This is a genomic window from Paenisporosarcina indica (assembly GCF_001939075.1).
In the GTDB taxonomy this organism is placed as follows: Bacteria; Bacillota; Bacilli; order Bacillales_A; family Planococcaceae; genus Paenisporosarcina; species Paenisporosarcina indica.
On sequence record NZ_MPTA01000007.1, the window covers coordinates 73,496 to 98,656 of the forward strand.

The 25,161-nt window shown below is 37.7% G+C and carries 29 protein-coding genes and 1 other annotated feature; of the genes, 2 read left to right on the forward strand and 27 right to left on the reverse strand.

Going from position 1 to position 25,161, the window contains the following annotated elements:
• Positions 1–12 precede the first annotated feature (12 nt).
• Together pheS and GY23_RS14990 are read right to left on the reverse strand one after the other, a co-directional pair.
• A complete protein-coding gene (pheS, locus tag GY23_RS14985) occupies positions 13–1,050 on the reverse strand; it encodes a phenylalanine--tRNA ligase subunit alpha (protein WP_075620017.1) in 1,038 nt (345 codons plus the stop codon).
• Between the two features lie 42 nt (positions 1,051–1,092).
• Positions 1,093–1,327: a binding site (T-box leader), on the reverse strand.
• Between the two features lie 44 nt (positions 1,328–1,371).
• Positions 1,372–2,148: a TrmH family RNA methyltransferase gene (locus tag GY23_RS14990; protein WP_075620018.1), complete on the reverse strand. Its 777-nt coding sequence runs from the start codon at positions 2,146–2,148 to the stop codon at positions 1,372–1,374.
• A 92-nt stretch (positions 2,149–2,240) separates the two neighbouring features.
• Here GY23_RS14990 and sspI point away from each other — a divergent pair, with 92 nt between their 5' ends.
• Complete coding sequence (sspI, locus tag GY23_RS14995) at positions 2,241–2,450, forward strand: small acid-soluble spore protein SspI (protein ID WP_075620019.1); 210 nt, start codon at positions 2,241–2,243, stop codon at positions 2,448–2,450.
• A gap of 55 nt (positions 2,451–2,505) precedes the next feature.
• Here sspI and GY23_RS15000 read toward each other — a convergent pair whose 3' ends face one another.
• The 9 genes from GY23_RS15000 to GY23_RS15040 all read right to left on the reverse strand — a co-directional run bounded on the left by GY23_RS15000 (position 2,506) and on the right by GY23_RS15040 (position 9,086).
• Positions 2,506–3,534, reverse strand: a complete 1,029-nt coding sequence (locus GY23_RS15000) for a type II secretion system protein (RefSeq protein ID WP_075620020.1) — start codon at positions 3,532–3,534, stop codon at positions 2,506–2,508.
• A gap of 20 nt (positions 3,535–3,554) precedes the next feature.
• Entirely contained in the window at positions 3,555–3,977 is a 423-nt protein-coding gene (locus GY23_RS15005) for a type II secretion system protein (protein ID WP_075620021.1), read from the reverse strand.
• A complete protein-coding gene (locus tag GY23_RS15010) occupies positions 3,974–4,426 on the reverse strand; it encodes a type IV pilus modification PilV family protein (protein WP_075620155.1) in 453 nt (150 codons plus the stop codon). Before GY23_RS15010 ends, GY23_RS15005 begins: the two co-directional genes overlap by 4 nt.
• A gap of 337 nt (positions 4,427–4,763) precedes the next feature.
• Positions 4,764–5,210 (reverse strand): small multi-drug export protein, encoded by a 447-nt coding sequence (locus GY23_RS15015; RefSeq protein WP_075620022.1) that lies wholly within the window; start codon positions 5,208–5,210, stop codon positions 4,764–4,766.
• Positions 5,210–5,710: a hypothetical protein gene (locus GY23_RS15020; protein WP_075620023.1), complete on the reverse strand. Its 501-nt coding sequence runs from the start codon at positions 5,708–5,710 to the stop codon at positions 5,210–5,212. Before GY23_RS15020 ends, GY23_RS15015 begins: the two co-directional genes overlap by 1 nt.
• The gene (locus GY23_RS15025) at positions 5,707–5,916 is read right to left on the reverse strand and encodes a helix-turn-helix transcriptional regulator (RefSeq protein WP_075620024.1); all 210 of its coding nucleotides are present in this window, start codon (positions 5,914–5,916) and stop codon (positions 5,707–5,709) included. Before GY23_RS15025 ends, GY23_RS15020 begins: the two co-directional genes overlap by 4 nt.
• Before the next feature lie 413 nt (positions 5,917–6,329).
• A complete protein-coding gene (gene argF / locus GY23_RS15030; RefSeq protein WP_075620025.1) occupies positions 6,330–7,295 on the reverse strand; it encodes an ornithine carbamoyltransferase in 966 nt (321 codons plus the stop codon).
• 145 nt (positions 7,296–7,440) lie between these two features.
• Positions 7,441–8,529 (reverse strand): M42 family metallopeptidase, encoded by a 1,089-nt coding sequence (locus GY23_RS15035; protein WP_075620026.1) that lies wholly within the window; start codon positions 8,527–8,529, stop codon positions 7,441–7,443.
• Between the two features lie 71 nt (positions 8,530–8,600).
• Complete coding sequence (locus GY23_RS15040; RefSeq protein WP_075620027.1) at positions 8,601–9,086, reverse strand: dUTP diphosphatase; 486 nt, start codon at positions 9,084–9,086, stop codon at positions 8,601–8,603.
• Between the two features lie 99 nt (positions 9,087–9,185).
• Here GY23_RS15040 and GY23_RS15045 point away from each other — a divergent pair, with 99 nt between their 5' ends.
• A complete protein-coding gene (locus GY23_RS15045; protein WP_211270691.1) occupies positions 9,186–9,566 on the forward strand; it encodes a sigma-w pathway protein ysdB in 381 nt (126 codons plus the stop codon).
• A 64-nt stretch (positions 9,567–9,630) separates the two neighbouring features.
• Here the strand turns inward: GY23_RS15045 and GY23_RS15050 are convergent, their stop codons facing one another.
• From GY23_RS15050 to GY23_RS15130, 16 genes are all read right to left on the reverse strand, one after another.
• A complete protein-coding gene (locus GY23_RS15050; protein ID WP_075620028.1) occupies positions 9,631–9,921 on the reverse strand; it encodes a DUF1294 domain-containing protein in 291 nt (96 codons plus the stop codon).
• 211 nt (positions 9,922–10,132) lie between these two features.
• Positions 10,133–10,492, reverse strand: a complete 360-nt coding sequence (rplT, locus tag GY23_RS15055) for a 50S ribosomal protein L20 (RefSeq protein WP_075620029.1) — start codon at positions 10,490–10,492, stop codon at positions 10,133–10,135.
• 44 nt (positions 10,493–10,536) lie between these two features.
• Complete coding sequence (gene rpmI / locus GY23_RS15060) at positions 10,537–10,737, reverse strand: 50S ribosomal protein L35 (protein ID WP_016426709.1); 201 nt, start codon at positions 10,735–10,737, stop codon at positions 10,537–10,539.
• A gap of 30 nt (positions 10,738–10,767) precedes the next feature.
• Complete coding sequence (gene infC, locus GY23_RS15065; RefSeq protein ID WP_139311138.1) at positions 10,768–11,274, reverse strand: translation initiation factor IF-3; 507 nt, start codon at positions 11,272–11,274, stop codon at positions 10,768–10,770.
• A gap of 314 nt (positions 11,275–11,588) precedes the next feature.
• On the reverse strand, positions 11,589–13,517 hold the full coding sequence (gene thrS / locus GY23_RS15070; RefSeq protein WP_075620031.1) for a threonine--tRNA ligase: 1,929 nt from the start codon (positions 13,515–13,517) through the stop codon (positions 11,589–11,591).
• A 444-nt stretch (positions 13,518–13,961) separates the two neighbouring features.
• Positions 13,962–14,906, reverse strand: a complete 945-nt coding sequence (gene dnaI / locus GY23_RS15080) for a primosomal protein DnaI (RefSeq protein WP_075620033.1) — start codon at positions 14,904–14,906, stop codon at positions 13,962–13,964.
• A gap of 1 nt (position 14,907) precedes the next feature.
• Positions 14,908–16,290: a replication initiation and membrane attachment family protein gene (locus GY23_RS15085; RefSeq protein WP_075620034.1), complete on the reverse strand. Its 1,383-nt coding sequence runs from the start codon at positions 16,288–16,290 to the stop codon at positions 14,908–14,910.
• 21 nt (positions 16,291–16,311) lie between these two features.
• Positions 16,312–16,782 (reverse strand): transcriptional regulator NrdR, encoded by a 471-nt coding sequence (gene nrdR, locus GY23_RS15090; protein ID WP_075620035.1) that lies wholly within the window; start codon positions 16,780–16,782, stop codon positions 16,312–16,314.
• Between the two features lie 125 nt (positions 16,783–16,907).
• Positions 16,908–17,291, reverse strand: coding sequence for an adenosylmethionine decarboxylase (gene speD, locus GY23_RS15095; protein WP_075620036.1), 384 nt, complete (start codon positions 17,289–17,291; stop codon positions 16,908–16,910).
• A gap of 222 nt (positions 17,292–17,513) precedes the next feature.
• Positions 17,514–18,536: a glyceraldehyde-3-phosphate dehydrogenase gene (locus GY23_RS15100; protein WP_075620037.1), complete on the reverse strand. Its 1,023-nt coding sequence runs from the start codon at positions 18,534–18,536 to the stop codon at positions 17,514–17,516.
• A gap of 127 nt (positions 18,537–18,663) precedes the next feature.
• Positions 18,664–19,254, reverse strand: coding sequence for a dephospho-CoA kinase (gene coaE / locus GY23_RS15105; protein WP_075620038.1), 591 nt, complete (start codon positions 19,252–19,254; stop codon positions 18,664–18,666).
• A gap of 15 nt (positions 19,255–19,269) precedes the next feature.
• Positions 19,270–20,142, reverse strand: a complete 873-nt coding sequence (gene mutM / locus GY23_RS15110) for a bifunctional DNA-formamidopyrimidine glycosylase/DNA-(apurinic or apyrimidinic site) lyase (protein ID WP_075620039.1) — start codon at positions 20,140–20,142, stop codon at positions 19,270–19,272.
• 11 nt (positions 20,143–20,153) lie between these two features.
• Positions 20,154–22,778, reverse strand: a complete 2,625-nt coding sequence (gene polA / locus GY23_RS15115; RefSeq protein ID WP_075620040.1) for a DNA polymerase I — start codon at positions 22,776–22,778, stop codon at positions 20,154–20,156.
• A gap of 111 nt (positions 22,779–22,889) precedes the next feature.
• Entirely contained in the window at positions 22,890–23,417 is a 528-nt protein-coding gene (locus tag GY23_RS15120; protein ID WP_075620041.1) for a hypothetical protein, read from the reverse strand.
• Positions 23,418–23,540: 123 nt separating this feature from the next.
• Positions 23,541–23,774: a hypothetical protein gene (locus GY23_RS15125; RefSeq protein ID WP_075620042.1), complete on the reverse strand. Its 234-nt coding sequence runs from the start codon at positions 23,772–23,774 to the stop codon at positions 23,541–23,543.
• A gap of 170 nt (positions 23,775–23,944) precedes the next feature.
• Positions 23,945–25,159 carry a carboxylate--amine ligase gene (locus tag GY23_RS15130; protein WP_075620043.1) on the reverse strand — a complete coding sequence of 405 codons (1,215 nt, stop codon included), beginning with the start codon at positions 25,157–25,159 and terminating at the stop codon, positions 23,945–23,947.
• Positions 25,160–25,161 lie beyond the last annotated feature (2 nt).

A 25,161-nucleotide genomic window follows, 5' to 3' on the forward strand; every position in this document is an offset into this window, starting at 1 on the left:
GTGATCTCCTCCTTACACTTCAGTCCGGTGGAATTGCGAAACAAATCGCACATCATTTGTATAGAAATGACGAATGTCTTCCACTCCATATTTCAACATCGCAATGCGCTCTGGACCCATACCAAATGCAAATCCAGACAGTTTCTTCGAATCATAGCCTGCCATTTCCAGTACATTCGGATGTACCATACCAGCACCTAAAATCTCAATCCAACCAGTTTTCTTACACACGTTACAGCCACTTCCACCACATTTAAAACAAGAAATATCCATTTCTACCGAAGGCTCTGTGAATGGGAAGAAACTTGGACGCAAGCGAATTTCACGATCATCACCGAACATTTTCTTCGCAAAAATAGAAAGTGTTCCTTTAAGATCACTCATGCGAATGTTTTCGCCAATAACCAGACCTTCGATTTGTGTGAATTGGTGTGAATGTGTCGCATCATCACTATCACGTCGATACACTTTACCAGGACAAATAATCTTGATCGGTTCCCCACCCTTCGCTTCCATCGTGCGTGCTTGCACTGGTGACGTATGGGTGCGTAGTAAAATATCCTCAGAAATATAGAATGAATCCTGCATATCACGAGCAGGATGCCCTTTAGGCAAATTCAATGCTTCAAAGTTATAGTAATCCTTCTCAACTTCTGGGCCTTCTGCAATTTGATAGCCCATATTGATGAATAAGTCTTCGATTTCTTCAATCACACGTGTTAGTGGATGATGATTTCCTGTCTTCACAGGACGACCAGGCAAAGTCACGTCGATTGATTCATTCGCAAGTTGTTGTTGAATCGCTACCTCTTCCAATAAAACTAGACGCTCATCAAGAACTGCTGTCACTTCTTCACGCACTACGTTGACCAGTGCCCCCATTTTCGGACGTTCTTCAGCAGGAAGTTTCCCCATACCTTTTAACAAATCCGTAATTGGACCTTTCTTGCCTAAGTAAGCAACACGTACGTCTTGCAATTCTTTCACGGTTGAAGCGTTTTGAACTTGATCAATGGCTTCTTGTTTCAATTGTTGTAATTGTGCTTCCATCTGTACATCCTCCTTTCGAAAATAAAAAAACCCCGCCCCTATAAAAGGGACGAGGAACTATTTCGCGGTACCACCCTGATTACTACGCTGACTTTCCAGACGTAATCACTTCATTGAATTAACGGCTCTTCACCGGCCCATCTTTACAGCAAATGCTGGTCCTGACGGCAGCTAACGGGGTGAACTTCGATGAATCTTTTATATTTACACTTTCAGTCACGGTGCAAACTTCCTAAATAAAAGGGCTTCATTTACTCTTCCCGGTCACAGCTTTTAGTCATATCAAATTAGTTTCTATTATACGTGTGTTTTATCTTTTCATCAAGATTCAATTTGAATCGGTACCAAAGTGTACAATAATATTCCTGTTGCAACAGCGACATTCAATGATTCAGCTTGTCCAAATAAAGGAATCTTCAAGTTAACATCAGTTTGTACAAGTAACTCCGGGGATAATCCACTGCCTTCATTCCCCATAATTAATGCAAATCGTTCTTGCGGTTCGATATGATTGTATACGACCGACTCATCTAGAGACGTGCCAAAAACCGGAATGTTTTGCTCTTTACAAGTTTGCACCCATTCCGAAAGTTCGCCACGTACTACAGGGATATGGAAGTGAGAGCCTTGACCAGATCGAACGGTCTTCGGATTAAATGCATCGGCTGAACCTTTCCCTAAAATTACGGCATCAAGTCCTGCAGCATCGGCTGTACGAATCATTGTCCCAACATTGCCTGGATCTTGTACGGCATCAACAAATAAAAGTCGTTTCCAAGATTGCTGCTGGTCGATTGTCGTTTTCGGTTGGCTACAATGTGCATAAATCCCTTGAGAGTGCTCAGTTTCAGCAATTTCTTTTGCAATGTCCATTGTGATCTCTATGATTTCGATATTGTCGACATTCCATGTTTGAGGTATATTCATGCCTTCTCGAACAACCAGTGCCAGTACAGTCTCTTGATTTTTCAATGCTTCTTCGACTAAATGGAAGCCTTCTACTAAAAACTCTCCCGTTTTATCTCGTTCTTTCCGAACTGTAACAAGTTTTTTCCAGTGTTTAACTTGGGTATTTTGCATAGATTCAATGCGTCTCATATTTGTATGTACCGCCTTTTTCTTTTAGTGTAACAAATTCATGTATAAGTGGCGAGGGCAGCGGACAAAATGAAGTGTGAGGAGGAGAGATTATGAACTTTCAAATTCGAGATGCAATCACTGCCAACATGGTCGGCAACAATGCAACACAAATTCGTGACGTCGTAGAAGACGCCATCAAGCGCGGCGAAGAACATCTACTACCTGGTCTCGGTGTATTTTTTGAAAAATGGTGGCAATCCGCTCCAGAAACTGAAAAAGAATCCGTATTAAAGCACTTGGAACAATCGTTTCAGGCATAGGAAAAGTCTCCGATTTTCGGAGACTTTTTGTTTTATATTATATATTAAAAGCCAATCAATTATATGTCACAACTAGTTCTGGTACCGCAATTTTCTCCTCAGGATTTAGAATTTCAAAATTTGGTGGAACTGCACAACCATCAATCGTTCCTTTTATATTCTCATCAAAATAAGGCTTTGGATTTTGTAATTTGCCGTCTATGAACACTTTACCAGCAACGTATATACCTCCGTGATTTGAGTGATAATTTAATGAAGATGGTAGATTTGCATTTCCATAAATAAAGATTACAGCTTTTGATTTTAAGTTAACGGACTTAAGAACTGTGAAATCTCCTTTTACACTGATACAGGAATGGGGTTGCATATTAAGGCTATTGGTTACAAACAAATCCTTAGCGAATATTACATCTTTAGTACTCACTGAAAGGTCCTTAACACTTATGGAATTCGCATAATATTTTAAGTTTGTATCTATGGTACTTACTTGTCCCGAAAGATCTAAGGGTAAATCTGGGTGTTTAAGATCAGATACAACGTTAGCACCATTGACTGTGATACTATACTCGTAAGTCTTCAGCTTAGTTTCAGCAATGACTGATGCAGGTTTAGTGTTTACAGTGTCTAATAAACTACTACTTTTTAATTTAAAATTCCACTCTGTTCTTTTGGACGGAATCGAATTACACGAGATTTCATTATTCAACGGCTTTAACTGATATAATTGAGGTTCATTAAAACCAAAGTTTTTTATTTTATCACAAAATTCATTATTTTTTTGGGCAATATTCTTATTAATATTTGTTACTAATGTGCTAGTCTTTACTGCATTTCTATTAAAATCATTAATTAACACATTAATTTCCGAGTTGGTTTTTGTCCACTCTTTCGTAACCTCAGATTTAAAATGCAGCGCACCCATCTCGGCAGCATGTCTCGCCTGCACACTTTCTTCTTTGTTGTTGAACTGTTTTGCAGCTCCCTGATTTAGCGACAGAAGACTGATACCTAGGACTGAAAAGACAATTACTACCATCAAAACAATTAAGAGTATGTAACCTCTTTGGTTGGTTAAATATCGCATGGACACGCTCCTTATTCTTACTATAATTTACTAAATGTAGTGTCAATGAAATAACTAGCTTTTCCGGATTTTATTGTCAACTGAAACAATTGATTACTTAATCTATTGATAGTTAATTTTTTTGGATATCCTTGATCATGATTTGTAAATGTATACTCATACCCAGAAGACAAGATTTCTCCACCCTCAATTTTTAATTGATCCCCACTTATAATCAATGTTATTGTTGGACTGAATCCTGCTTGATGTGAATTCAATAAATATTGATTCCTTATTTTCTCGACGATTACATTTGCCTCTTGTTGCAAATGCTGATTTGTTGTATTTCTCTCTGATGCATTCATACCTTGAGATAAAGTTGAATAAATAAGTACTGCAATAATACCTACTATAGCAAGGACTGCAAGTAATTCAATGAGTGTAATTCCTCGTTCATTCCTCATGGTGTTGACACCTCAAAATACATATCTGTCAAGAACGGACTTTTACCCATTTTTACATGCTCGTTTGGTATCACTGAAATATTTACTTTCCTTAAATAGTCTTTTACTGAGCTCGGAGCGTCTGATAAAGTAATTGTTACTTTATATCCCGATAAGGTATATTTGTAAGTTCCATTAAGAAGTTTATTTCCTTTTAAGTTCTCATTAGGAACAATAACATTGTTTTTAGTGATTCCAATCAAATTCTCAAATGAGTTTTTTTCCCTTATCTTAGCCACTACAGCTTCAGCTACCTGAACTTCAGTCAGTGTTTCTTTATTATGCATCGTGAATCTTGCAGATTGAGTAAAATAAGTCATTGAAGCAATTAACACTAACGAAAGTATGACAAGTGCTGCAAGAATTTCAACGAGAGTCATCCCTCTATTATTCTGTAAATTTTTTTTCATAACAATCACCAGTTCCTTCAAAGTAGAATATTCTCATTGATGTTCGAAGATATCCCAAATCGCTTGTAGTTAATATAAAAAACTGAGGTAAGCCTTATAACCAGTTACCTACAATTGGATATTTTTTGTGACAAATATTAAAACCATTCTATCACATTAGCAAATAATACTTATTATTTTAATGATTTTCTATTAAATAGTTTCATATTTTCTTTCTTAAAGTTTGCTTACATAAGCTCAGACAAAAAAAGACGAAATCACTGGATTTCGTCTCTAATATTACATCTATGAGTTTATGTATCAATCAGGTTATGTTATATGCTGCATAGCCATTAATTTATATTTCGCGAATAAAGAAATCAAACCCAAGTGCTGTTAAGATTCCGAATACTAAAGTCCATAGAGCGATGCTTACCGTCATCCATAGTGTTGTCCATTTTTTACTAGCCCCTAGTGTCATCCCGATGAATGCTGCTATATGAGTACCGATTAAAATTGGTCCTAGCAGTGCGAGTCCTGGTAAACCATATCTGCTCCATATTTTCTTCGCACGGTCTGATCGTTTTGATTTTGTTTTTCCTTTAGCTTCTTGTCGTTTGATCCACCAAATTTTAAATTTGTCGAACCCGATAATTAATACCCCAACGGTTAGCATATTTCCCACAAATGCCAATACCATTACCCAGAATGGCGATAATCCAGAAACAATCCCTATAGGAATGACTAATGCTATTTCCAACCATGGGATTGCCGCCCCTAAAAAAACTAAAAAATATTCCCACATCACTCCTCATCCTCCTCAATATGTTTACGTACTTCAAGGTAAAAAATCAAATATTGTATAAATGCTAATAATAAAATGCCAAAGATCATCCAATATCTTGGGATTTCAAACACCATATAAATAACTGCCATGAATGGAAGTGCCCAGACGAAGAATGTGTAAACTTTTTGTGCGGCTCTTCTTGTAATGTGCGTCATGCCTTCATCTTGTTCTAAGTATTCGATGGGACGTATTTGCCACATTGATACCTTTTGAGTTGGGTATTGTTTGTTATGCTTCGATAGCTTTAATGAAAAAACGACGATTAAGAGAAAAGTTAAGAAAATTGAACTAATTAATAATATGGATTCCAAAGGGGGGAATTCTACTCCAAATCTTAGTTCATCATCATTATGAATAAATTCCGTTGAAGCACCACTAATACTGAAAATCATAAATCCTAATAATACAATAAATGTCATTTGCCATAATGGGTATTGCACTCGAAAATCTTTTTTCATTGTGATTTATCCCCTTCCAACCAAAATAATTCATCCACTTTCACTTCAAACTCTCTTGCCAATTTTAATGCAAGAGTAATCGACGGTGAAAAATCTCCTTTTTCAATAAAACCAATTGTTTGTCTCGTTACCCCAACTCGCTCACCTAATTCTCCTTGTGAAAATCCAAACCGTGCACGCAGTTCTTTGACTCGGTTATGGAGCATTGAGTTCACTCCTTTATGTTAATTATTATATACATAATGTATACTATACTTAACATAAAGTAAACTAAAATTAACATAATTATTTTTTTGGTCTATTTCAATTAGGACAAAATCAACGTTTTCATGGCATAAGAAAAGCGCCTTACTTTTGACATAAGACTCTCGACTTGCTTTCGAATTAGCTAAACATATTAAGTGATAGAGAAATGCTCTAGGAAGATTAGAAATATTAATAAATTTCATGATTTAAGTACTTTGTTCTGTGTTTAATAAAGGCTTTGATATCTGTAAATGGTTTGATTTCAAGAGTAATCACATAGAACTGTGCATAAAAAATATGAATAGAAAAAGCACCACCGAAGCGATGCGTTGGGAAAATTGTGTCAAAGTTTTTAAACCAGATTAATTTTAAATTATGAAAGGATTGAAGCCAAAATCGCTTTTTGTGCGTGCAGGCGATTTTCCGCTTGTTGAAACACAGCTGAGTGTGGGCCATCAATGATTGATGTTGCCACTTCTTCTTCACGATGCGCAGGTAGACAATGCAGAAATAAATAGTCCGGCTTTGCATGTTTTACGAGATTATCATTTATTTGGTAACCCTCAAATGCCTTTAGTCGTGCTGCGGTTTCTTCTTCCTGGCCCATGCTGGTCCATACATCCGTATATATGACATCAGCGTTTGACACTGCTTCGATGGGATTATTGGTCGTTAGAATGATAGAACCGTTTAATGTTGCGATTTTTTGCGCTTTACCTAAAATGGCATTGCTAATTTCAAACCCTTTTGGCGAAGCAATCGTTATGTCAACTCCGAGATGTGCACAAGCAATGATGAGAGAATGTGCCACATTATTGCCATCACCAACGTAAGCCAATTTTCGCCCTGATAAGTGACCCTTTACTTCATAGATTGTTAATAAATCCGCAAGAGCCTGGCACGGATGAAAAAGATCGGTTAAGCCATTAATTACAGGTATTGTGGCTGCGTCTGCTAGTTCCTCAACCATTTTATGTGAATTCGCGCGTATCATAATACCGTCTAAATATCCGGAAAGAACCTTCCCAGTATCTGAAATGGGTTCACCTCGACCAATTTGCAAATCTCTTGCATGCATATACATTGCTTTTCCACCTAATTGATTCATCCCAACTTCAAATGAAATACGTGTACGTGTTGAATGTTTTTCAAAAATTAGTCCAAGTGTTTTTTCTGCAAGTAATGGAGGATAGACATTACTTTTGGCTAAGCCCTTCAGGTCAACTGCTAAATCCAACAATTGACCAATTTCTTCTGATGAATAATCAAGCCAAGTAAGCAAATCTTTCCCTTTTAAACTTTCAACTACTTTTAAATTTACATATTCTAATAACTTCACTAAAATCACCCCTATTAATAATTATGTAATTATTATTATAAATATTCATAATATAAAAAACAAGTGCACATTAAAAGTAATAAATAATATACGTTTTCTGCCATTAAAAAAAGCATCGCCGAAGCGATGCTTTTTGGAAAATCGTTTATTCAAATGTAATTCTATTTACCGTGTCGCGATCCAATTTCTTGATAACCTCAATAATTAACTTCACTGTATTTTCATAGTCATCACGATGTAAAATTCCTGCATGAGAATGGATGTAGCGAGTTGCGATTCCAATTGCCAATGAAGGAACTCCGTTAACAGTTAAGTGAATTGCCCCAGCATCAGTTCCGCCGCCAGGAATGCTTTCAAACTGATATGGAATGTTGTTTTCATCTGCAGTATCAACCACAAGATCACGTAAACCTTTATGTGATACCATCGATGCATCAAATAACACGATTTGTGGACCTGCACCCATTTTACTTGTTGATTCTTTTGCTGTAATTCCGGGTGTATCTCCTGCAATACCAACGTCTACAGCAAAACCGATATCCGGTTTAATTTTTGTAGCAGCAGTCCTTGCACCACGTAGGCCAACCTCTTCTTGCACTGCACCTACCCCGTACACGATATTCGGGTGGCTCTCACCTTTCAAGCCTTTTAGCACATCGATAGCGATTGCACAGCCGATACGATTATCCCAAGCTTTTGCAAGAAGTAATTTCTCGTTGTTCATGACAGAAAATTCAAAGTAAGGTGTGACCATATCTCCTGGTAATACGCCCCACTCCATCGCCTCTTCTTTCGAAGACGCACCGATGTCAATAAACATATCTTTGATATCAACCGGTTTTTTACGAGCTTCCGGAGATAAGATATGAGGCGGTTTTGAACCAATTACACCTGTAATTGAATCCCCTTTACGCGTAACGATTGTCACTCGTTGAGCTAACATTACTTGTGACCACCAACCACCTACTGTTTGAAACTTCAAGAAGCCCTTGTCATCTATTTGTGAAATCATGAATCCAACTTCATCCAAGTGGCCTGCAACCATGATTTTTGGGCCGTTTGCGTCGCCTACTTTTTCTGCGATTAAGCTCCCAAGGTTATCTGAATCCATTCGATCAGCAAATGGCTCTATATATTTTCTCATTACATCTCGAGACTCACGTTCATTACCAGGAATTGCTTTTGCATCTGTCAATTCTTTCAGCATTGTGAGTGTTGCATCTAGCTTTGTCATTATTTCGCCCTCCTAAATATACTCTTCGAGTATTATTATAATGTAAAATCTGTCAGTATTCAAAATATTCTTTAATAACCAGTGCGTTGTCGCTCATAATTTTTTTCGTTCTTCTCGAGGTAAGCTTGAAGTACTTCACTATGTGTAAATCCAAGGTTCGTAGCAATAGCTCCATACCACGACCAAATGTCTTTATAATTGTCGTCTGTTGGTTCTAGTAAAAACTGATTGATGGATGATTGTGTATGTAAGAACAATAATGTGAGTGATTCATCCTCATGATTTTCTGGCCAGTTTTCTAAATCATTGAAATTCATTTCAATCCCTACTGATAATAGAAAATGAATAGAGTCGACATACTCTTCTAATAGGACGTCTTTTTCAGAAGGACCCTTGTCACTCCAGAACTTAAAGCAACGAGTTTCATTTGCAAGTTCAGCAAGTTCAATCAGAAGTGCAAGTCCTTTCTCCAAAAACACATCATGAGATATGTTTTTCTCTGCCTGTATATATGTATCAAGCGATTTTTGCAATATAAAAAGTTTTTGTAAATTCATTGAAATTCCTCCCATAATTAAATATTAGCATTTATCTTGAAACCAAGTGTCTTTTAACACGTATACCATAGTAACATGTCTGCACATAGGGGGTTCATTATGATTGTGATATTGATTCGTTTTTTGATTGTTGCATTAATCATCTATTTATTCTATCGTGGAATTGCTTATTTAATGGATCCGAAACGCAAACTTGATGATGCACGTAAGCATAGCTCTTATTATTTTTATGATGATAGAAAAAATGTTCGAAAGAACTTTTTCATTACTTACAAAGGTGCACTATTTGAAGGGGAGAAATATCTAGGTACCACTAAAACTGCTCTTGAAATTGTTTCTATTTTTGTTTGGTCCAAAGATCCCATGGAGTTACAAGGTTTTACGCGTGACGACTTCTTATTTATGGAAAAAGAAATTTTGAAAAATTATCCCGATGCCGGCATTAGTTGGAAAAACCCAATCGAACAATTGATGAAATAACCAAGAAAACCGACACAAATGAACAATTGTGTCGGTTTTTTTTAGCCATGCGGAATTGGTGTTTTCAGACGTCACTTCCAAAAGTTTTATATGCCCAAATCAATAAGGCTATTTGGGCAATGGCTAGTAGGGTAAAGCCAATTCGGAAAGAGAGGTGTTTCGTTTTATGACGATATGTAATCATTCCGAGATAAGCACCCAAACCGCCACCAAAGATTGCAAATTTCCATAGTGTCCGTTCTGGCACGCGACGTTTGCCTGCTCGTGCTGCAGCTTTGTCATGTCCCATGATGAAATAAGTAATGATTGACATGACGATGTAAAATCCGATAATAATAATAATAATTGGACTCATATTTCCCCTCCTCCAATACGATCTTGCAATATAGTGTTTTTATCTATTAATCATTTATCTATATGTTTAGGTTTTTTTAAAGAATGCATAGAAAACGCGAGAGTGCATGTGCAGCAAGCGCAACTATTCAATAAACAACAGGATCGTATAATAGAGCTTAAGTATAAAAAAAGACTGACGGAAAATCCATCAGTCTTTTGTGTATTTAAAACTAGTTGTTCATTGATTTTTTAGCAGCATCTGCTAATTGTGTGAATGCAGCTGCATCAGTAACAGCTAGATCAGCTAACATTTTACGGTTAACTTCGATACCAGCTAATTTCAAACCGTGCATTAAACGGCTATAAGAAAGACCATTCATGCGTGCTGCCGCGTTGATACGTGTAATCCATAATCTACGGAAGTCACGTTTTTTGTTGCGACGGTCACGGTAAGCATAGTTACCTGATTTCATAACTGCTTGGTTTGCTACTTTATATAATAATTTTTTAGCTCCGTAATAACCTTTAGCTAATTTCAAGACTTTCTTACGACGTCTTTTTGTTACTGGTGTGCTTTTTACGCGTGGCATAATAATTACCTCCTGCTATTATTTCGAACGATTAATTTTGTGTATTATTTCATGTAAGCGATTAGTGATTTGATACGTTTGTAATCTCCTGAAGAAACTAGTCCACCCTTACGAAGTTTACGTTTTGCTTTTGTAGACTTGTTAGCGAATAAGTGACTGCGGTATGCGCTTGCACGTCTAATTTTTCCAGAACCAGTCTTTTTAAAACGCTTAGCCGCGCCGCGGTGAGTTTTCATTTTTGGCATGTCGAATTCCTCCTAAACTGTTCGTCAATCTTACTTTTTCTCGTTCTTAGGTTGAAGAACCAAGAACATGCTACGGCCTTCCATCTTCGGTTTTTGTTCAACCGTCGATACTTCAGCACAAGCTTCAGCAAAGCGATCTAATACGCGCTGGCCAATTTCTTTATGCGTAATTGCACGGCCTTTAAAACGAATTGAAGCCTTAACTTTGTCGCCTTTTTCAAGGAATTTAATCGCGTTACGTAACTTCGTTTGGAAATCATGCTCATCGATTGTAGGGCTCAGACGAACCTCTTTCATTACGATAATCTTTTGATTTTTACGAACTTCACGATCTTTCTTTTGATTCTCAAACTTGAATTTACCATAGTCCATGATACGTGCGACTGGTGGCTTGGCTTGAGGGGCCACAAGGACAAGATCCAAATTAACGTTAGCCGCGATCTCAAGCGCTTCGTTACGTGTTTTAACTCCTAATTGTTCACCATTTTGGTCAATAATTCGTAGTTCACGTGCGCGAATGCCATCGTTTACATACATGTCTTTGCTAATAGTAATCCACCTCCAGGTAGTGTCGCGAATACATGGTTTGGGCATATCTCTCGAATAGGAAATCCTATAGAGTCAGTTACGCCGTTCCGGGCCAATAAAAAAACGGACGGACATTTAAATAGATGTCCGCCCGCCGATATATGCAAGTACAACTCTGTACGTTACGTTCAATCGTGTGCCGACCTGTCAACGACTTCTAGTGTCGATCAGGTGAGAAGCGGGCAGCCTCTGCTTATACCACAAACTTTGTATTCATTAACCTAAATAACAATATCACATAGAATTTCTTGTGTCAACAAAGTTTAGCTAATTTCTTGTAAAATGCTAGAAAGGAAGTCCTCAAATGAAATACTTGCAGAGTTTTGTTCCCCATACTTACGGACGTTTACAAAGCCGCTTTCAAGTTCTTTATCTCCAAGCACCAACATGTAAGGGATTTTTTGCATTTGTGCCTCTCGAATTTTGTATCCGAGTTTTTCTTCACGTTCATCCATCTCCACACGCAACCCTGCTGCTTGAAGTTTTTCAATGACTCCTTTTGCGTAATCGAAGTGAACTTCATTTGATACTGGAATAACTTGTACTTGAACCGGCGCCAACCAGGTTGGGAAAGCACCTTTATATTCCTCGATTAAGAAAGCAACAAAACGCTCCATCGTTGAAACAACGCCACGGTGAATAACGACTGGGCGATGTTGTTTCCCATCCTCACCGATATACGATAGATCGAATTTTTCTGGCAGTAAGAAGTCAAGTTGAACAGTTGATAATGTTTCCTCTTTACCTATTGCAGTTTTGACCATGACATCCAACTTAGGACCATAGAACGCGGCTTCCCCATCAGCTTCGTAGTAATCCAGTCCAAGCTCATCCATCGCTTCTTTCAGCATGCTTTGTGCTTTGTTCCACATATTGTCATCATCAAAATATTTTTCTGTATCTGCTGGATCACGATAAGACAAACGATATGAATAATCATTGATGTTAAAGTCTTTATATACATCGATAACTAATTGAACTACACGTTTTAACTCATCTTTAATTTGATCGGGACGAACGAAGATGTGTGCATCGTTCAATGTCATCCCACGAACTCGTTGAAGTCCTGATAATGCTCCAGACATTTCATAACGGTGCATTGTACCAAGTTCAGCTATACGTATCGGTAAGTTACGGTATGAATGAATGCCGTTTTTGTAAATCATCATATGATGTGGGCAGTTCATTGGACGCAATACTAGATCTTCGTTATCCATACTCATTACCGGGAACATATCGTCTTGATAATGATCCCAGTGACCACTTGTTTTGTATAATTCCACGCTACCCATTACTGGAGTGTAGACGTGATCGTATCCTAGTTTCACTTCTTTATCTACAATATAGCGTTCAATGATTCGACGAATTGTTGCTCCTTTAGGCAACCACATCGGCAAACCTTGACCAACCTTTTGTGAGTTCATGAACAAGTTAAGTTCTTTCCCGATTTTACGGTGATCGCGCTCTTTTGCTTCTTCAAGCATTTTCAAATGTGCGGATAATTCATCTTTAGTGAAGAACGCCGTACCATAAATGCGTTGAAGCATTTTATTATCGCTATTTCCACGCCAGTAAGCACCAGCAATACTCAATAGTTTAAATTCTTTTAATTTCCCAGTCGTTGGTACATGTACACCACGACAAAGGTCGAAGAACTCACCTTGTTCATATATGGAGACTTGCTCATCTTCTGGGATGGCCTCCAATAATTCGAGTTTATATTCATCATCAATTGCTTTGAACTTTTCAAATGCTTCCGCACGTGAAACATCATGACGCACGATTTCAATGTTCTCGTTGATGATTTTTTTCATTTCTTTTTCAATCAACAGCAAGTCTTCAGCTGTAATTGGTTGTGGAGAATCGATATCGTAATAGAATCCATTTTCAATTACCGGACCTACACCTAATTTTACGTCTTTGAAAAGTCGTTTTACTGCTTGTGCCAAGACATGCGCTGAACTATGTCGCAACATTTCTAGTGCTTCAGCTGAACCTGGAGTGACAATCGCAATTGCACCGTCATGTTGTAGCGGTGCTTTCAAATCTACTAGTTGGTTATCTAGTTGACCAGCTAACGCTTTTTTGCGAAGGCCAGGGCTGATTGAAGCTGCAACGTCTTCCGTTGTTGTGCCTTTCGGGAACTCCTTTATCGCGCCATCTGGAAATTTTAATGAAATCATTTCTGACATGCTGAACACTCCTTTTTTTGATGATGTTCGAAAAGTCCGCAAATGCTTGCTCCTCTATGAACGCTCATTTTAGTTGTTTTGTTAAAAATTGAACGCAAAAAAACCCCGTCCTATGAAAGGGACGAGGTTTGAGTTCGTGGTTCCACCCTTCTTCCTTCTGATTAGTCACAGGACTAAGAAGACGAAGCTTTGAGTCGGCTAACGGGCCGTTACCGTCAACAGTTACTGTTATTTCACTGATGCTGCTCCGAGGTGGTAAAATGATCGTCGTACTTAAGAAGCTTCCAGCCATGGCTTCTCTCTCTAGAAAGTCGTACAAACAAATATTGTCCTCTTCTTGGCATTTTATTATTGGTATGAGCATATTTTACGCTTGCATAAACTTAAATGCAACTCTTAATTTAAATTAAACTCAAAATATTTATTTTATTTAATTGACCCGTTTTATTGATTGATTCGTCTATTTTTCCCGGTTAACTTGATCGGAACGGTTGTAGAAACAATTCGTTCCATGATTCTTCCGGCTTTCACTGAATCCTGATCCCCTTTAGCTGTCGTAGCCAAATGGGCTTCAAGTTCTTTGAAGTCGAGGTTAGAGGTTATGAAGGTAGGAAGATTTTCAGCCATTCGATAATGGAAAATGGTTCCTAATATTTCATCTCTAGTCCAAGGAGACATGGTTTCAGCACCAATATCGTCTAACATTAATACAGGTGCTTTTTTCACATAATCGACTTTTTCGTGAACGGTTTGATCTTGTATTGAATTTTTCATTTCTTTTAAAAACTCTGGGACATATACCAAAACAGTTTGGATATGCATACTAGCTAATTCATTTGCTATTGCACCCAGCAAATACGATTTACCAACACCAAACTTGCCAAATAAATATAAGCCTTTTGCTGGTACCTCACCAGTTTCTCTAATAGCATTAATAAATTTATTGGCAGCGACACCTGCAATGATCCGTCCATCTTCATCAAAATCCACATCTTCTAATCGTGCCTTTAAGACATCTTTTGGCATGTGCATGCTAGAGATCATTTTTGATACAAGGTTTCGCTTATCCTCCACTAATTTTTGTGAACATTGAACATAATCCAAATCAATCATTCCACGAGTTAATACTAGCTTCGGAATAAACCCTTTCATCATGTTTTTACATTCCCTAACAGAAGGACAGTCATGACAGTCCTGTTTTTGACCAGAAAATTCATAGAGTTTTATAAGTCCTCGATCAACCACAGATTTAGTAATTTGTTGGTCGTTCTCAGAAATAAACTTCTGAACGCTAGGATCTTCTATGATTTCATTTCGAACTGACTCATAACGAGTTGAAAAGTCCGGAGATTTAATGACTCGTTTTAAAGTTTCATTAATAGGTTCCAAACTAATTCACCTTTCCTTCTTTTATGCCTAATTCTTCAAGAAGTTTTCTACGTTGTTCTTTTAATTCAGGAGAAACTGTATTCTCTGTTACTGAATTCGTGTCACGCTCTTCTTTTGCTTTAAAGAACCATTCTGGCACTTTCTCTTCGCGCACATTTTTCCGCTTATATGGTGCTGCTGGTGTTTTAGCAGCATTTTGCCATTCCATGTATTGATCATGTTCTTTCCTTGAAATCTCAATAGCTTGCTCTGCAGTTTGTATATTTTCGCGCTGCCAATGGGCTGCAATTTTATGCACGTAATTTTTATTTAATTTCTTTTTCGCCCTGATTAATACAAATTGCAATAAGACATTTACTACAGCTGGAGGAAAACCATATTTAAAAATGAGCTCATTCGCTAAATCAACTTCTACTGGAAGAGGCTCATTCCCATTTGAAATATCGCGTAATACTTCAAGAGGCGGTGTTTCTTCCATATACTTAATTAATGCTTGATCTTTTGAAGGCTTGCCCTCTTGTGGCACGGCTTCCGATTGTTGCTCCAATTTCTGAGTAATCCGCGGTGGTTTTGATGAAATTGATAGTTTGTAATAATCAGCGGCAGTTTTTTTCAAACGTTCTTCTGTAATCCGATTTTGATCATCAATAGCCATCATTAATACTTTTTGCATATCAATGGCATTTAACGAATATAAAAAAGCCACTTTCGCAATTAGTTCTTTGATCGGTAAAGTAAGAACGTTTGAAGGAATCATGACATCTGATAATCCTGATTTCAGTAAATCAAAATCGAAATCCAGAGAGTATAAAGGTAATTTTTTTGGTCGACTCGGTTGGTCCAGTTGTTCAGGCGTGAAAATGTGACTCAGCTTCGTGTAATCATGATTACTTTTAAAGACGTCTTGTAGATCTCGTGAGACATTTTCATAACCGCTCTGCAACAGGGGTTTCTTCACAAATCGTTCCCGTATTCGTAAATATGCTTTTTCATGAATGACGCTGTATAAAGATGTCGCTAGTATCGGTTCACTAAAAAACGTAGCAGCATCCAAGGGAGATAGTATTTCATATATAAACGTGCGTTTTAATTCATTATCTTTTTTCCACGATTTCATCAACCCAATTGCTTCCAAAGCAACGCGAGCATCAAATATTTTTTTCAACGACATGTTCAAGACGTCCATCAAATAATAATGGGTCAATTCTTCAACCGTTTGAGCTTCCGATTCTGACCACAAAGTAAAGTACAAACTCATGGCATCTGAACCTACAATCGGTTTATACAACATTGTCACTAGATGACGATCCCTATCAGCAAGTGGGTATGGCATTTGGATGATGAAGCTATCGACTGGTTGAAGTTCTTTAAATAATAGTTGCATACCACATCGTCCTCCAAGTCCTTACTGTTTGTCTTCTGGGTTTCTCTTTAGTAAATCTTTTAATTCATCAATAAAGACGTTGATATCTTTAAATTGACGATATACCGAAGCAAATCGTACATATGCGACTTCATCAATTGCCGCTAAATGGTCCATAACCATTTCGCCCACATTTTCAGATTTCACTTCCGAATTACCGATTCGACGTAAATCTTTCTCAATTGAGAATACTACCGCCTCAAGCACATCGAGCGATACAGGTCGTTTTTCACACGCTCGAATTACACCTCTTAATACTTTCTCATGGCTAAATTCTTCTCGGGAACCGTCTTTTTTGACAACGATTAAAGGCATTTCTTCTACTTTTTCGAATGTTGTAAAGCGGAATCCGCAATCTTCGCATTCTCTTCTTCTACGAATTGCTTTGTTGTCGTCAACTGGTCTTGAATCTACGACACGCGTTCCATTATATTGGCAAGTTGGACATCTCATTTTAGTTTCTCCTGAAATTCGTTTTTCGTTTTATGTTCTTTTCATATTATAACAAAAAATGACGATAGAAATCGAAAAAGCAGAGGAATTACTCCCTCTGCTCACTCATTTTTACAGTTTATGTGTTATGCATGTGCTGTTACGCGAGTTTTGCCCGCTGTAACAGGACCCATACCGCGTGGAATTTCAGTCAATTCACGTGATTGTGATCCAAGTGCATCAGCAATATATTTAGCAGCAATTGTAGGATCTAAATCGCCGCACGTATATACATCAATACTTGCGTAACCGTGTTCTGGGAAGCTATGAATTGTTAAATGTGATTCTGAAATGATCACGACTCCACTCACACCTTGTGGTGCAAATTTGTGGAATGCTACTTCACGTACTTCTGCTCCTGATTTAAGTGCTGCCTCTACAAATGTACGTTCGATGAATGTTACATCGTTCAATTTGTCAAACTCGCACTCCCATAGTTCTGCAATAACATGACGCCCCATTGTTTCCATGGTTCGTTTCCCCCTTTGATAAGTTTATTTTAAAGGTTGTTGAATCATCAAAGTCGACCACCACGGGGGAAAGTTAGTCCAGAGAGGTCCTAACCCTTTAAGCAGTCAATTGCGTACTGATTTATGTACACGAATCACATTATATGATGTATCCAGCTACAATGCAAGTGAATCAGAAAAATAATTCCATCCACTTCAAATAGTGGAATGGAATTATTTGAATTAAGAATTCACTTTTGCTTTTAGTGCAACTGCAACTTTTTTAGTTAAGTCCACTACACGTGCTGAGTAACCCCATTCGTTATCATACCAAGCGAGTACTTTCACTTTACGTGACCCCATTACCATGGTCGTCAATCCGTCTATGATCGCTGAATGTGGATTTGAATTGAAGTCAACTGATACAAGTGGTTCCATTGTGAATCCAAGAATACCTGTCATTGCGCCCTTTGATGCCTCTATAAATGCTGCATTCACTTCTTCGACCGTTACGTCCGTTTGTAAGTCTACTACAAGGTCTACTAGTGATACATTTGGTGTTGGAACACGAAGTGACAAACCATGTAGTTTCCCTTCTAATTCAGGTAACACTAGAGTCAAGGCTTTAGCGGCTCCTGTAGATGTTGGGATGATTGACTGTGCACAAGCACGCGCACGACGTAAATCTTTATGTGGATTGTCAAGGTTCTTTTGATCATTTGTATAGGCGTGAATCGTTGTCATTAATCCATTTTCGATGCCGAAAGTATCATTTAACACTTTTGCAACAGGAGCTAGACAATTTGTAGTACAACTTGCATTTGAAATGACATCATGTTGATCGATGTTTAATTGATCATCATTAACACCCATAACAATTGTAATGTCTTCATTTTTACCAGGAGCAGTCAAAATTACTTTTTTCGCACCAGCCTCTAAATGCAATGCTGCTTTTTCACGTGCATTAAATTTACCAGTTGCTTCAATAACGATATCAATGTTCATTTCTTTCCAAGGCAAGTTTAATGGGTCTCGATCGCTCACGATTTGAACGCGTTTCCCATTTACGATTAAAGCGTTTTCATCTACGACAACTTCACCAGAAAATGTTCCGTGATTTGTGTCATACTTAATCAAATGTGCTAATGTCTCAGCGGGGTAACTGGCATTTATTGCCACAATATTTAAGTCCTCTTGAAGTATTGCTTGTCGGAAAAACATACGGCCAATGCGGCCAAATCCATTAATAGCTATAGAAGCTGACATAAGTAAATCCTCCTACAAGTATGTTATACTGTTGATCCTTATCCGTAGATTAGTATAACACATTAAATCCCAATAACCACAGTAAGTTGACATAAATGAAATGTTCTATTTTTCAGAAATTGGGACATTATATGTCCCACTGGTCTAATAAACGCTCTAGTTGTTCCTTTGATTCTTCCTTGGATCCGTTGTTGTAAATGACGGCATCAGCACCTTTTTCCTTTTCCGAAATTGGTAATTGTGACTGAATTCTTGCCATCGCTTCTTCAATAGAAAGAGAATTGCGCTCCATTAAACGTTGAAGTTGAGTCTCTTCAGTAACCGAAACAACCATTATTTTATCTACAAAATGTTGCAACTTACTTTCAAATAACAGTGGAATGTCCATAATAATAGTAGAATGACCATCTTGGATTAATTTGTCCCGCTGTCGCAACATTTCAGCTCGTATAGCTGGATGCATCAAATCATTCAACAGTTTTCTTTTGGCTGGGTTATGAAAAATAATTTGTCCAAGAGCCTCTCGATCCAATGTGCCGTCAACGTTCATTATTTCTTTTCCAAATACCTCTTCAATCTCTTGTAAGGTTTTTGTTCCCCTTTCCACCACGATTCGTGCCACTAAATCTGCATCAACGATGGGAAATCCTTTTTCTTTCAGCATGGCAGAAATTGTACTTTTGCCACTGGCAATACTTCCTGTTAATCCGATAATCATTATTTGTTCATCCTTTTATCTTTGACATGAGGGACAATACCATGAGTTTCGTCCTCCCAGGACCACTTGTTTAGTAGGAATCAGGCAATTAGGACAATGTTTCTTACTATACATCTGCAAACGATCTTGCATACCACCTGCTTCTCCATTAATGTTCCGATAATCTGAAATGGAACTTCCTCCTGCAGCAATACTTTCATTCAACACATCGACAATTGTCTGAAAAAGTTCAATTTGTTTTTTCTTACTGATTCGCTTCACAGTTCTTGCTGGGTGGATATGCATACGATATAAAGCTTCAGTTGCGTAAATATTGCCACAGCCTGAAATTACTTTCCCATCCATTATGGTTTCTTTAATCGACTTTTGTTGATATTTAGACAGGTTGGCCATTTCAAGAAAATGACCAAGTGCCAGTTCATCAAACGGTTCAGGGGCCATTAATAATAATGGAGGGAACTGTTCTTCAGAATCAAGTAACCTCATTTCACCGAATCTCCGGATATCGGCATAGACAAGTAACATACCATTATCAAGTCTGAAAATCACATGTATATGCTTTCTGAACTTCTCTTCGGTTATGTCGCTAACCACTTGAACATAGAACCACGCTCCGGTCATACCTAGATGTGTTACCAACAAACTAATTTCATTTTCTTTCTCTAAATGAAAATAAATATATTTTGAACGTCTTACGATCCGAGAAATCTTCACATTTTTCAATACTTGTTGAAAATATGCTAGTTCTACTCCTTTTATGATGGCTTGCTTCCCTGCTTTACGTGATGTTTCTAAAACGGAAGAAATCGTTACCTGCTCAATTGTCCTTCCTGTAGCTACAGGTCTAAGCGAGTTAACGACTCCCTCTACCTCTGGTAATTCTGGCATACGACAACTCCTTACTTCGTATCGTACCACGTTGGACCAAACGCATAATCCACTTTTAGTGGCACCTTCAGTCCAATGGCATTCTCCATCACTTCTGGTACGATTTTTTCTAAGATTGGGATCTCTTCAGGAGGTGCTTCAAAAATCAATTCATCGTGCACTTGAAGTAACATTTTTGCTTGTAAGTTTTCTTTCTCCAAACGATCCGCCATATCAATCATGGCTTTTTTGATTATGTCTGCTGCACTTCCCTGGATTGGTGTATTCATGGCAGTCCGTTCTGCAAATCCACGAATGTTAAAGTTTGAACTTGTAATATCAGGTAAATATCTTCTTCTATTTAATATGGTAGTGACGAATCCTTGTTGTTTTGCTTCTCGTACAATTTCATCCATATAGACTTTCACACCTGGAAAACTCTTTAAATAGCGTTCAATGAATTCAGCTGCTTCTTTACGTGTAATGGATAGGTTTTGGGATAGACCGTAGTCACTAATTCCATAAACAATTCCAAAGTTAACCGCTTTAGCCGCACGTCGCATATCGGATGTGACCTCATCTGCTTCAACGTGGAAAACGTCCATCGCGGTCTTAGTATGGATGTCCAAGTCATTTCTGAAAGCATCAATTAATTGTTCATCATCAGACATATGTGCTAATACCCGCAATTCAATTTGGGAGTAATCTGCTACAAACAATATCCAGTCTGGTTGTGATGGCACGAATGCTTTTCGTATTTTACGTCCTTCTTCCAATCGTACCGGTATGTTTTGTAAGTTCGGATTTGTCGAACTCAATCGTCCAGTTTGTGTTAACGCTTGTTGGTACCTCGTATGAATTTTGCCATCCGTTTTATGAATTTCTTTCAGTAGTCCCTCAATGTAGGTTGATTGTAACTTTCCTAATTGTCGGTACAAAAGAATATGTGAAATGACTTCGTGCTTCCCTTCTAACTTTTCCAAAACGTCTGCAGCTGTAGAGTAACCCGTTTTTGTTTTTTTCAATGGCGGAAGTCCTAGTTTTTCAAATAGAATGACACCTAATTGTTTTGGCGAGTTAATGTTGAAGTTCTCACCTGCTGCATGGTAAATCGTTTGCTCAATTTCCGTTAACTTGCCAGCCAAATCCTCACCTATGTCAACGAGGGTTTGACGATCTACCTTTACTCCGTCAGATTCCATTTTCCCTAAAATGGTTGCTAAAGGTAATTCAAGTTCTTGATAAAGTTCATATTGTTCATTTTCTTTCAATTTATCATCCATCACTGTTCGGAGTTTCCATACAGCCATCGCTTTTCGGACAATATGTTCCCCAAGCACCTCATCAGCAGGAACTGATTTTTTGACTCCTTTACCATACACTTGCTCGTTGGTAAGTACGTCATTATAGCCGAATTCACGTGCCAATACCGCTACATCATCAGATGTAATGCCTGGATTGACGATATAGGCAGCTAGAACAAAATCAAATTCAACCCCATCTAAGAGGATATCTTTTCGATGAAAAGCGGCAAGAGCTGCCTTTGAATCGACTAATTGCTTTTTCTTGGTTTCATCCATTAACCATGAACGGAATGTTGTTGATGAAAATGCATCTTCTACTTTAATAAAATAAGCATTCTTATCATCCACTAGTGCGATTCCAAGCATGTCCGCAGAATGGTATTGTTCATCATACAATTCTAAATGAACAGCCATTTCTTCTGATAAATGTTCTGAAGTGATTTCGGTTAATTGCTTAAAATTGATTTCTGTTTTCGTTACTTCCTCTTGTGTATAAGTGGTTTTTTCCAATAACGTTTTAAACGCAAGTTCTTGCCAAATCTTTATGACTTCCTCCATATTTGGTCCACTATATGCAAGGTTATCTAATCCTACTGTAATCGGTGCTTGAGTTTCAATGGTCGCGAGTATTTTACTCATCTTCGCTTGTTCTTCATTGGCTTCCAGTTTTTCTTTCAACTTCCCTTTTAGACTGGAAATCCCTTCATAAACACCATCAACGGAGTGATGTTCAAGCAGTAATTTAATTGCAGTCTTCTCTCCAACACCAGGAACTCCTGGAATATTGTCTGAAGCATCACCCATGAGTCCTTTCATATCAATGATTTGAATCGGAGTTAAACCATACTTTTCTTGAATATGTGCCGGTGTATATTTTTCAATATCTGTCATGCCTTTTCTGGTGATGTAAACCGTCGTTGTATCTGAAGATAGTTGAGTTAAATCTTTATCTCCAGATACAATGACCACTTCATTCCCTTCTTTTTCCGCTAGTTTGCTCAGCGTGCCGATGATGTCATCTGCTTCATACATCTCAAGTTCATATTGAGGAATCTGATAGGCTGTCAGCAACTTTCGTAAATAAGGGAATTGCTCTGATAACTCAGGTGGAGTTTTCTGACGTCCGCCTTTGTATTCCCCGAACGTCGTGTGGCGGAATGTTGTTTTTCCCGCATCGAAAGCAACCAACATATGGGTTGGTTTTTCTTCATCTAATATTTTCTGTAACATCATGGTAAAACCATAAACTGCATTCGTATGGATTCCACTGTCATTCGTTAATAATGGGAGTGCAAAAAATGCACGGTATGCTAGGCTATTTCCATCAAGTAATAACACTTTATTTTTGCTCAAAGTTTTTCCACTCCTCGTCGACGTTCAAAAACGTCATCTCTATTCATTTTACCATTTAAGATAGATGAATTAAAATGACGTCTATTGGATAATTCATATTCATAGAAGATATTACTCATCAAAGTAACTTGAATCAAATGTCACTCTCAGAAAATCTACCGTTTTGTTATTTAAGGTAGCCCATACATCGTCTACCTTGTCGTTTATCGATGAGTACCTCGCAGTAACTGAATTCTCTACTGATACCTTCATATCCTTGCTTGGCGATATTCCGATCAATGGTAAAATATCTTTATGCTGCTCAATTTTCAATTTGTAATCATCATGTTCTAGATTTAGGACATTCATTCCTACAATCGAATGTTCAATTGAGATAAACTCTATGGGAACATGATCAATCTCAAAGTGGTACGATGTTGCAGGATATTCTTTCCCTGTACGACTTTTAGCAACCCATTCATCTTTCCTAAGCGGCTCTCCTAGTTTAGCTAGCAGTTCATTTTGAGGCATTTTGCTAAATTGAGTAACATCCAATACTTGCTTTACTTCCAATTTTGGAGCACTTACCACTTTATTACACCCTGTTAAATATAAAATGATTCCTACTAGACCAATCAATATTAATAAATTCCTCTTCAATATTTCCACCCCTATATCGTTTTACTCTTTCTCATACTGTCTCTATTTAGAATTGGTTAAACAGGTTAAGCTGTGAAATTCTTTGGAAATAAGAACAACCGGCAAAGTGCGTTGGTCCTTTAGTTATTTATTATGGAAAATAAGAGTGAACTTTTCAATGGACACAAATAAAGTATGTTGGGACAATTGTCCAGTTTTCGCTGCGCTGCTGTTAAAGAAGCGAGCGGGATTTGATTTCGACCCGTTCAAATCACTTTCTACCTGTTCGCGAGTCGTTTCTACCCGTTCAAGATTACGTTCTACCAGTTCGCGATACATCTCGACGCGTTCACACGTAGTTTCTACCCGTCCACCCATTTCCTCCCAGAAAAACACCCTCAAAAAGATAGTCCCTATTTACTTTCTTATCTAAAAAAGAAAAAAGAGCCCACGATTGTGGACTCTTCTTTCTTCAATATACGGTAGTAGGGGGTTTCATATATAGCTTATCAATCAATTATGAAGTCAGTGTTAATAAAATGTAAATTTTACCACTGATTGTTTTTATATTTCTTATAATAATTCAATTGGCGGGCAAACATATAGAATTTGCGTTTCAAGTGTCTATCTTTTTTATAAAACAGTGGATTGCCGTACTTCCCTTTTTTGATTAGACGGATGACATCCTTCCGTACTTCAGTATTGTCAACAAACTTTCGCAATACGATTTTCGGGACAACTGTAAATAAATAATCTTCATTCAAATACGTCACGGGTTTCTCTTTTTGATAAATCAAGTCATCCACAAAGTATTGTGCCATATTATGTCCGAGAGCCGTCACGTAATAACTTGACCGTCCTTGACGAATATTGACTTCAAACACTTTGAAAACTCCGTCTCGTTCATCATACTTCAAATCAAAGTTAGCGAATCCTGTATAACCCACAGCTTCAAGGAAGTTTTGCAGTTTTTTCATCATTTCTTCGTTAAAGCGAGTAATTAATGCCGTATAGTTTCCGATCGCCGTAACGGTATGCTCTTGAAGTACCACTTGTGCGAACGTAACTAGCTGCGTCTTCTTGTTCGAACTGGCATAGATCACAGAATCCCACATGAATGTATCATCTCCAGGGATAAAATCCTGGATAACTAGCTCATCTTTATAACCACTCGCCGTGATGGTTTGTATGACTTCCTGCAGCTCTTCTGAACTTTCAACTTTGTAGACTTTTTGCTGACCCGCGAACTTATTTTGACTGTATTCAATTCCATTGCTTGGTTTAATAATGACTGGATATATCATATCTTCCTCAAACGGTGTCGTTGAACTGCAATCATAAAAATAAGTTGTAGGCGTTTCGATACCATGTTCTTCGCAAAGTTTGTAAAAATTCGCTTTTACTTGCAATTGGTTCATTAAGTTCTCATCAATATAGTTAAATGTGAAACGTTCTTTCAATGTATCCGCATTTTCTATTATTAAACGCACGTACAAATCATTCGTACCAATCAATAAAAGTGTTTTGCCAGGTGATTGGTATTTCTTTGCAACATCGATCAGAATGTTGGCGAATTGATCTGAATCAGCTAGATTGGAACGATATTCAATCGTTTCTGTAATGGTACTTAATGACGTAAAAGAGAGAGAGTCCTTCCCAACTAAAATAGGCTTGATGCCATATGCTTCATGAAAAGATATTGCCATATTATAGGCATTCATATCTGTGCCAACAATGATTGGCAAAAAAGGTAACTTGTCCATAC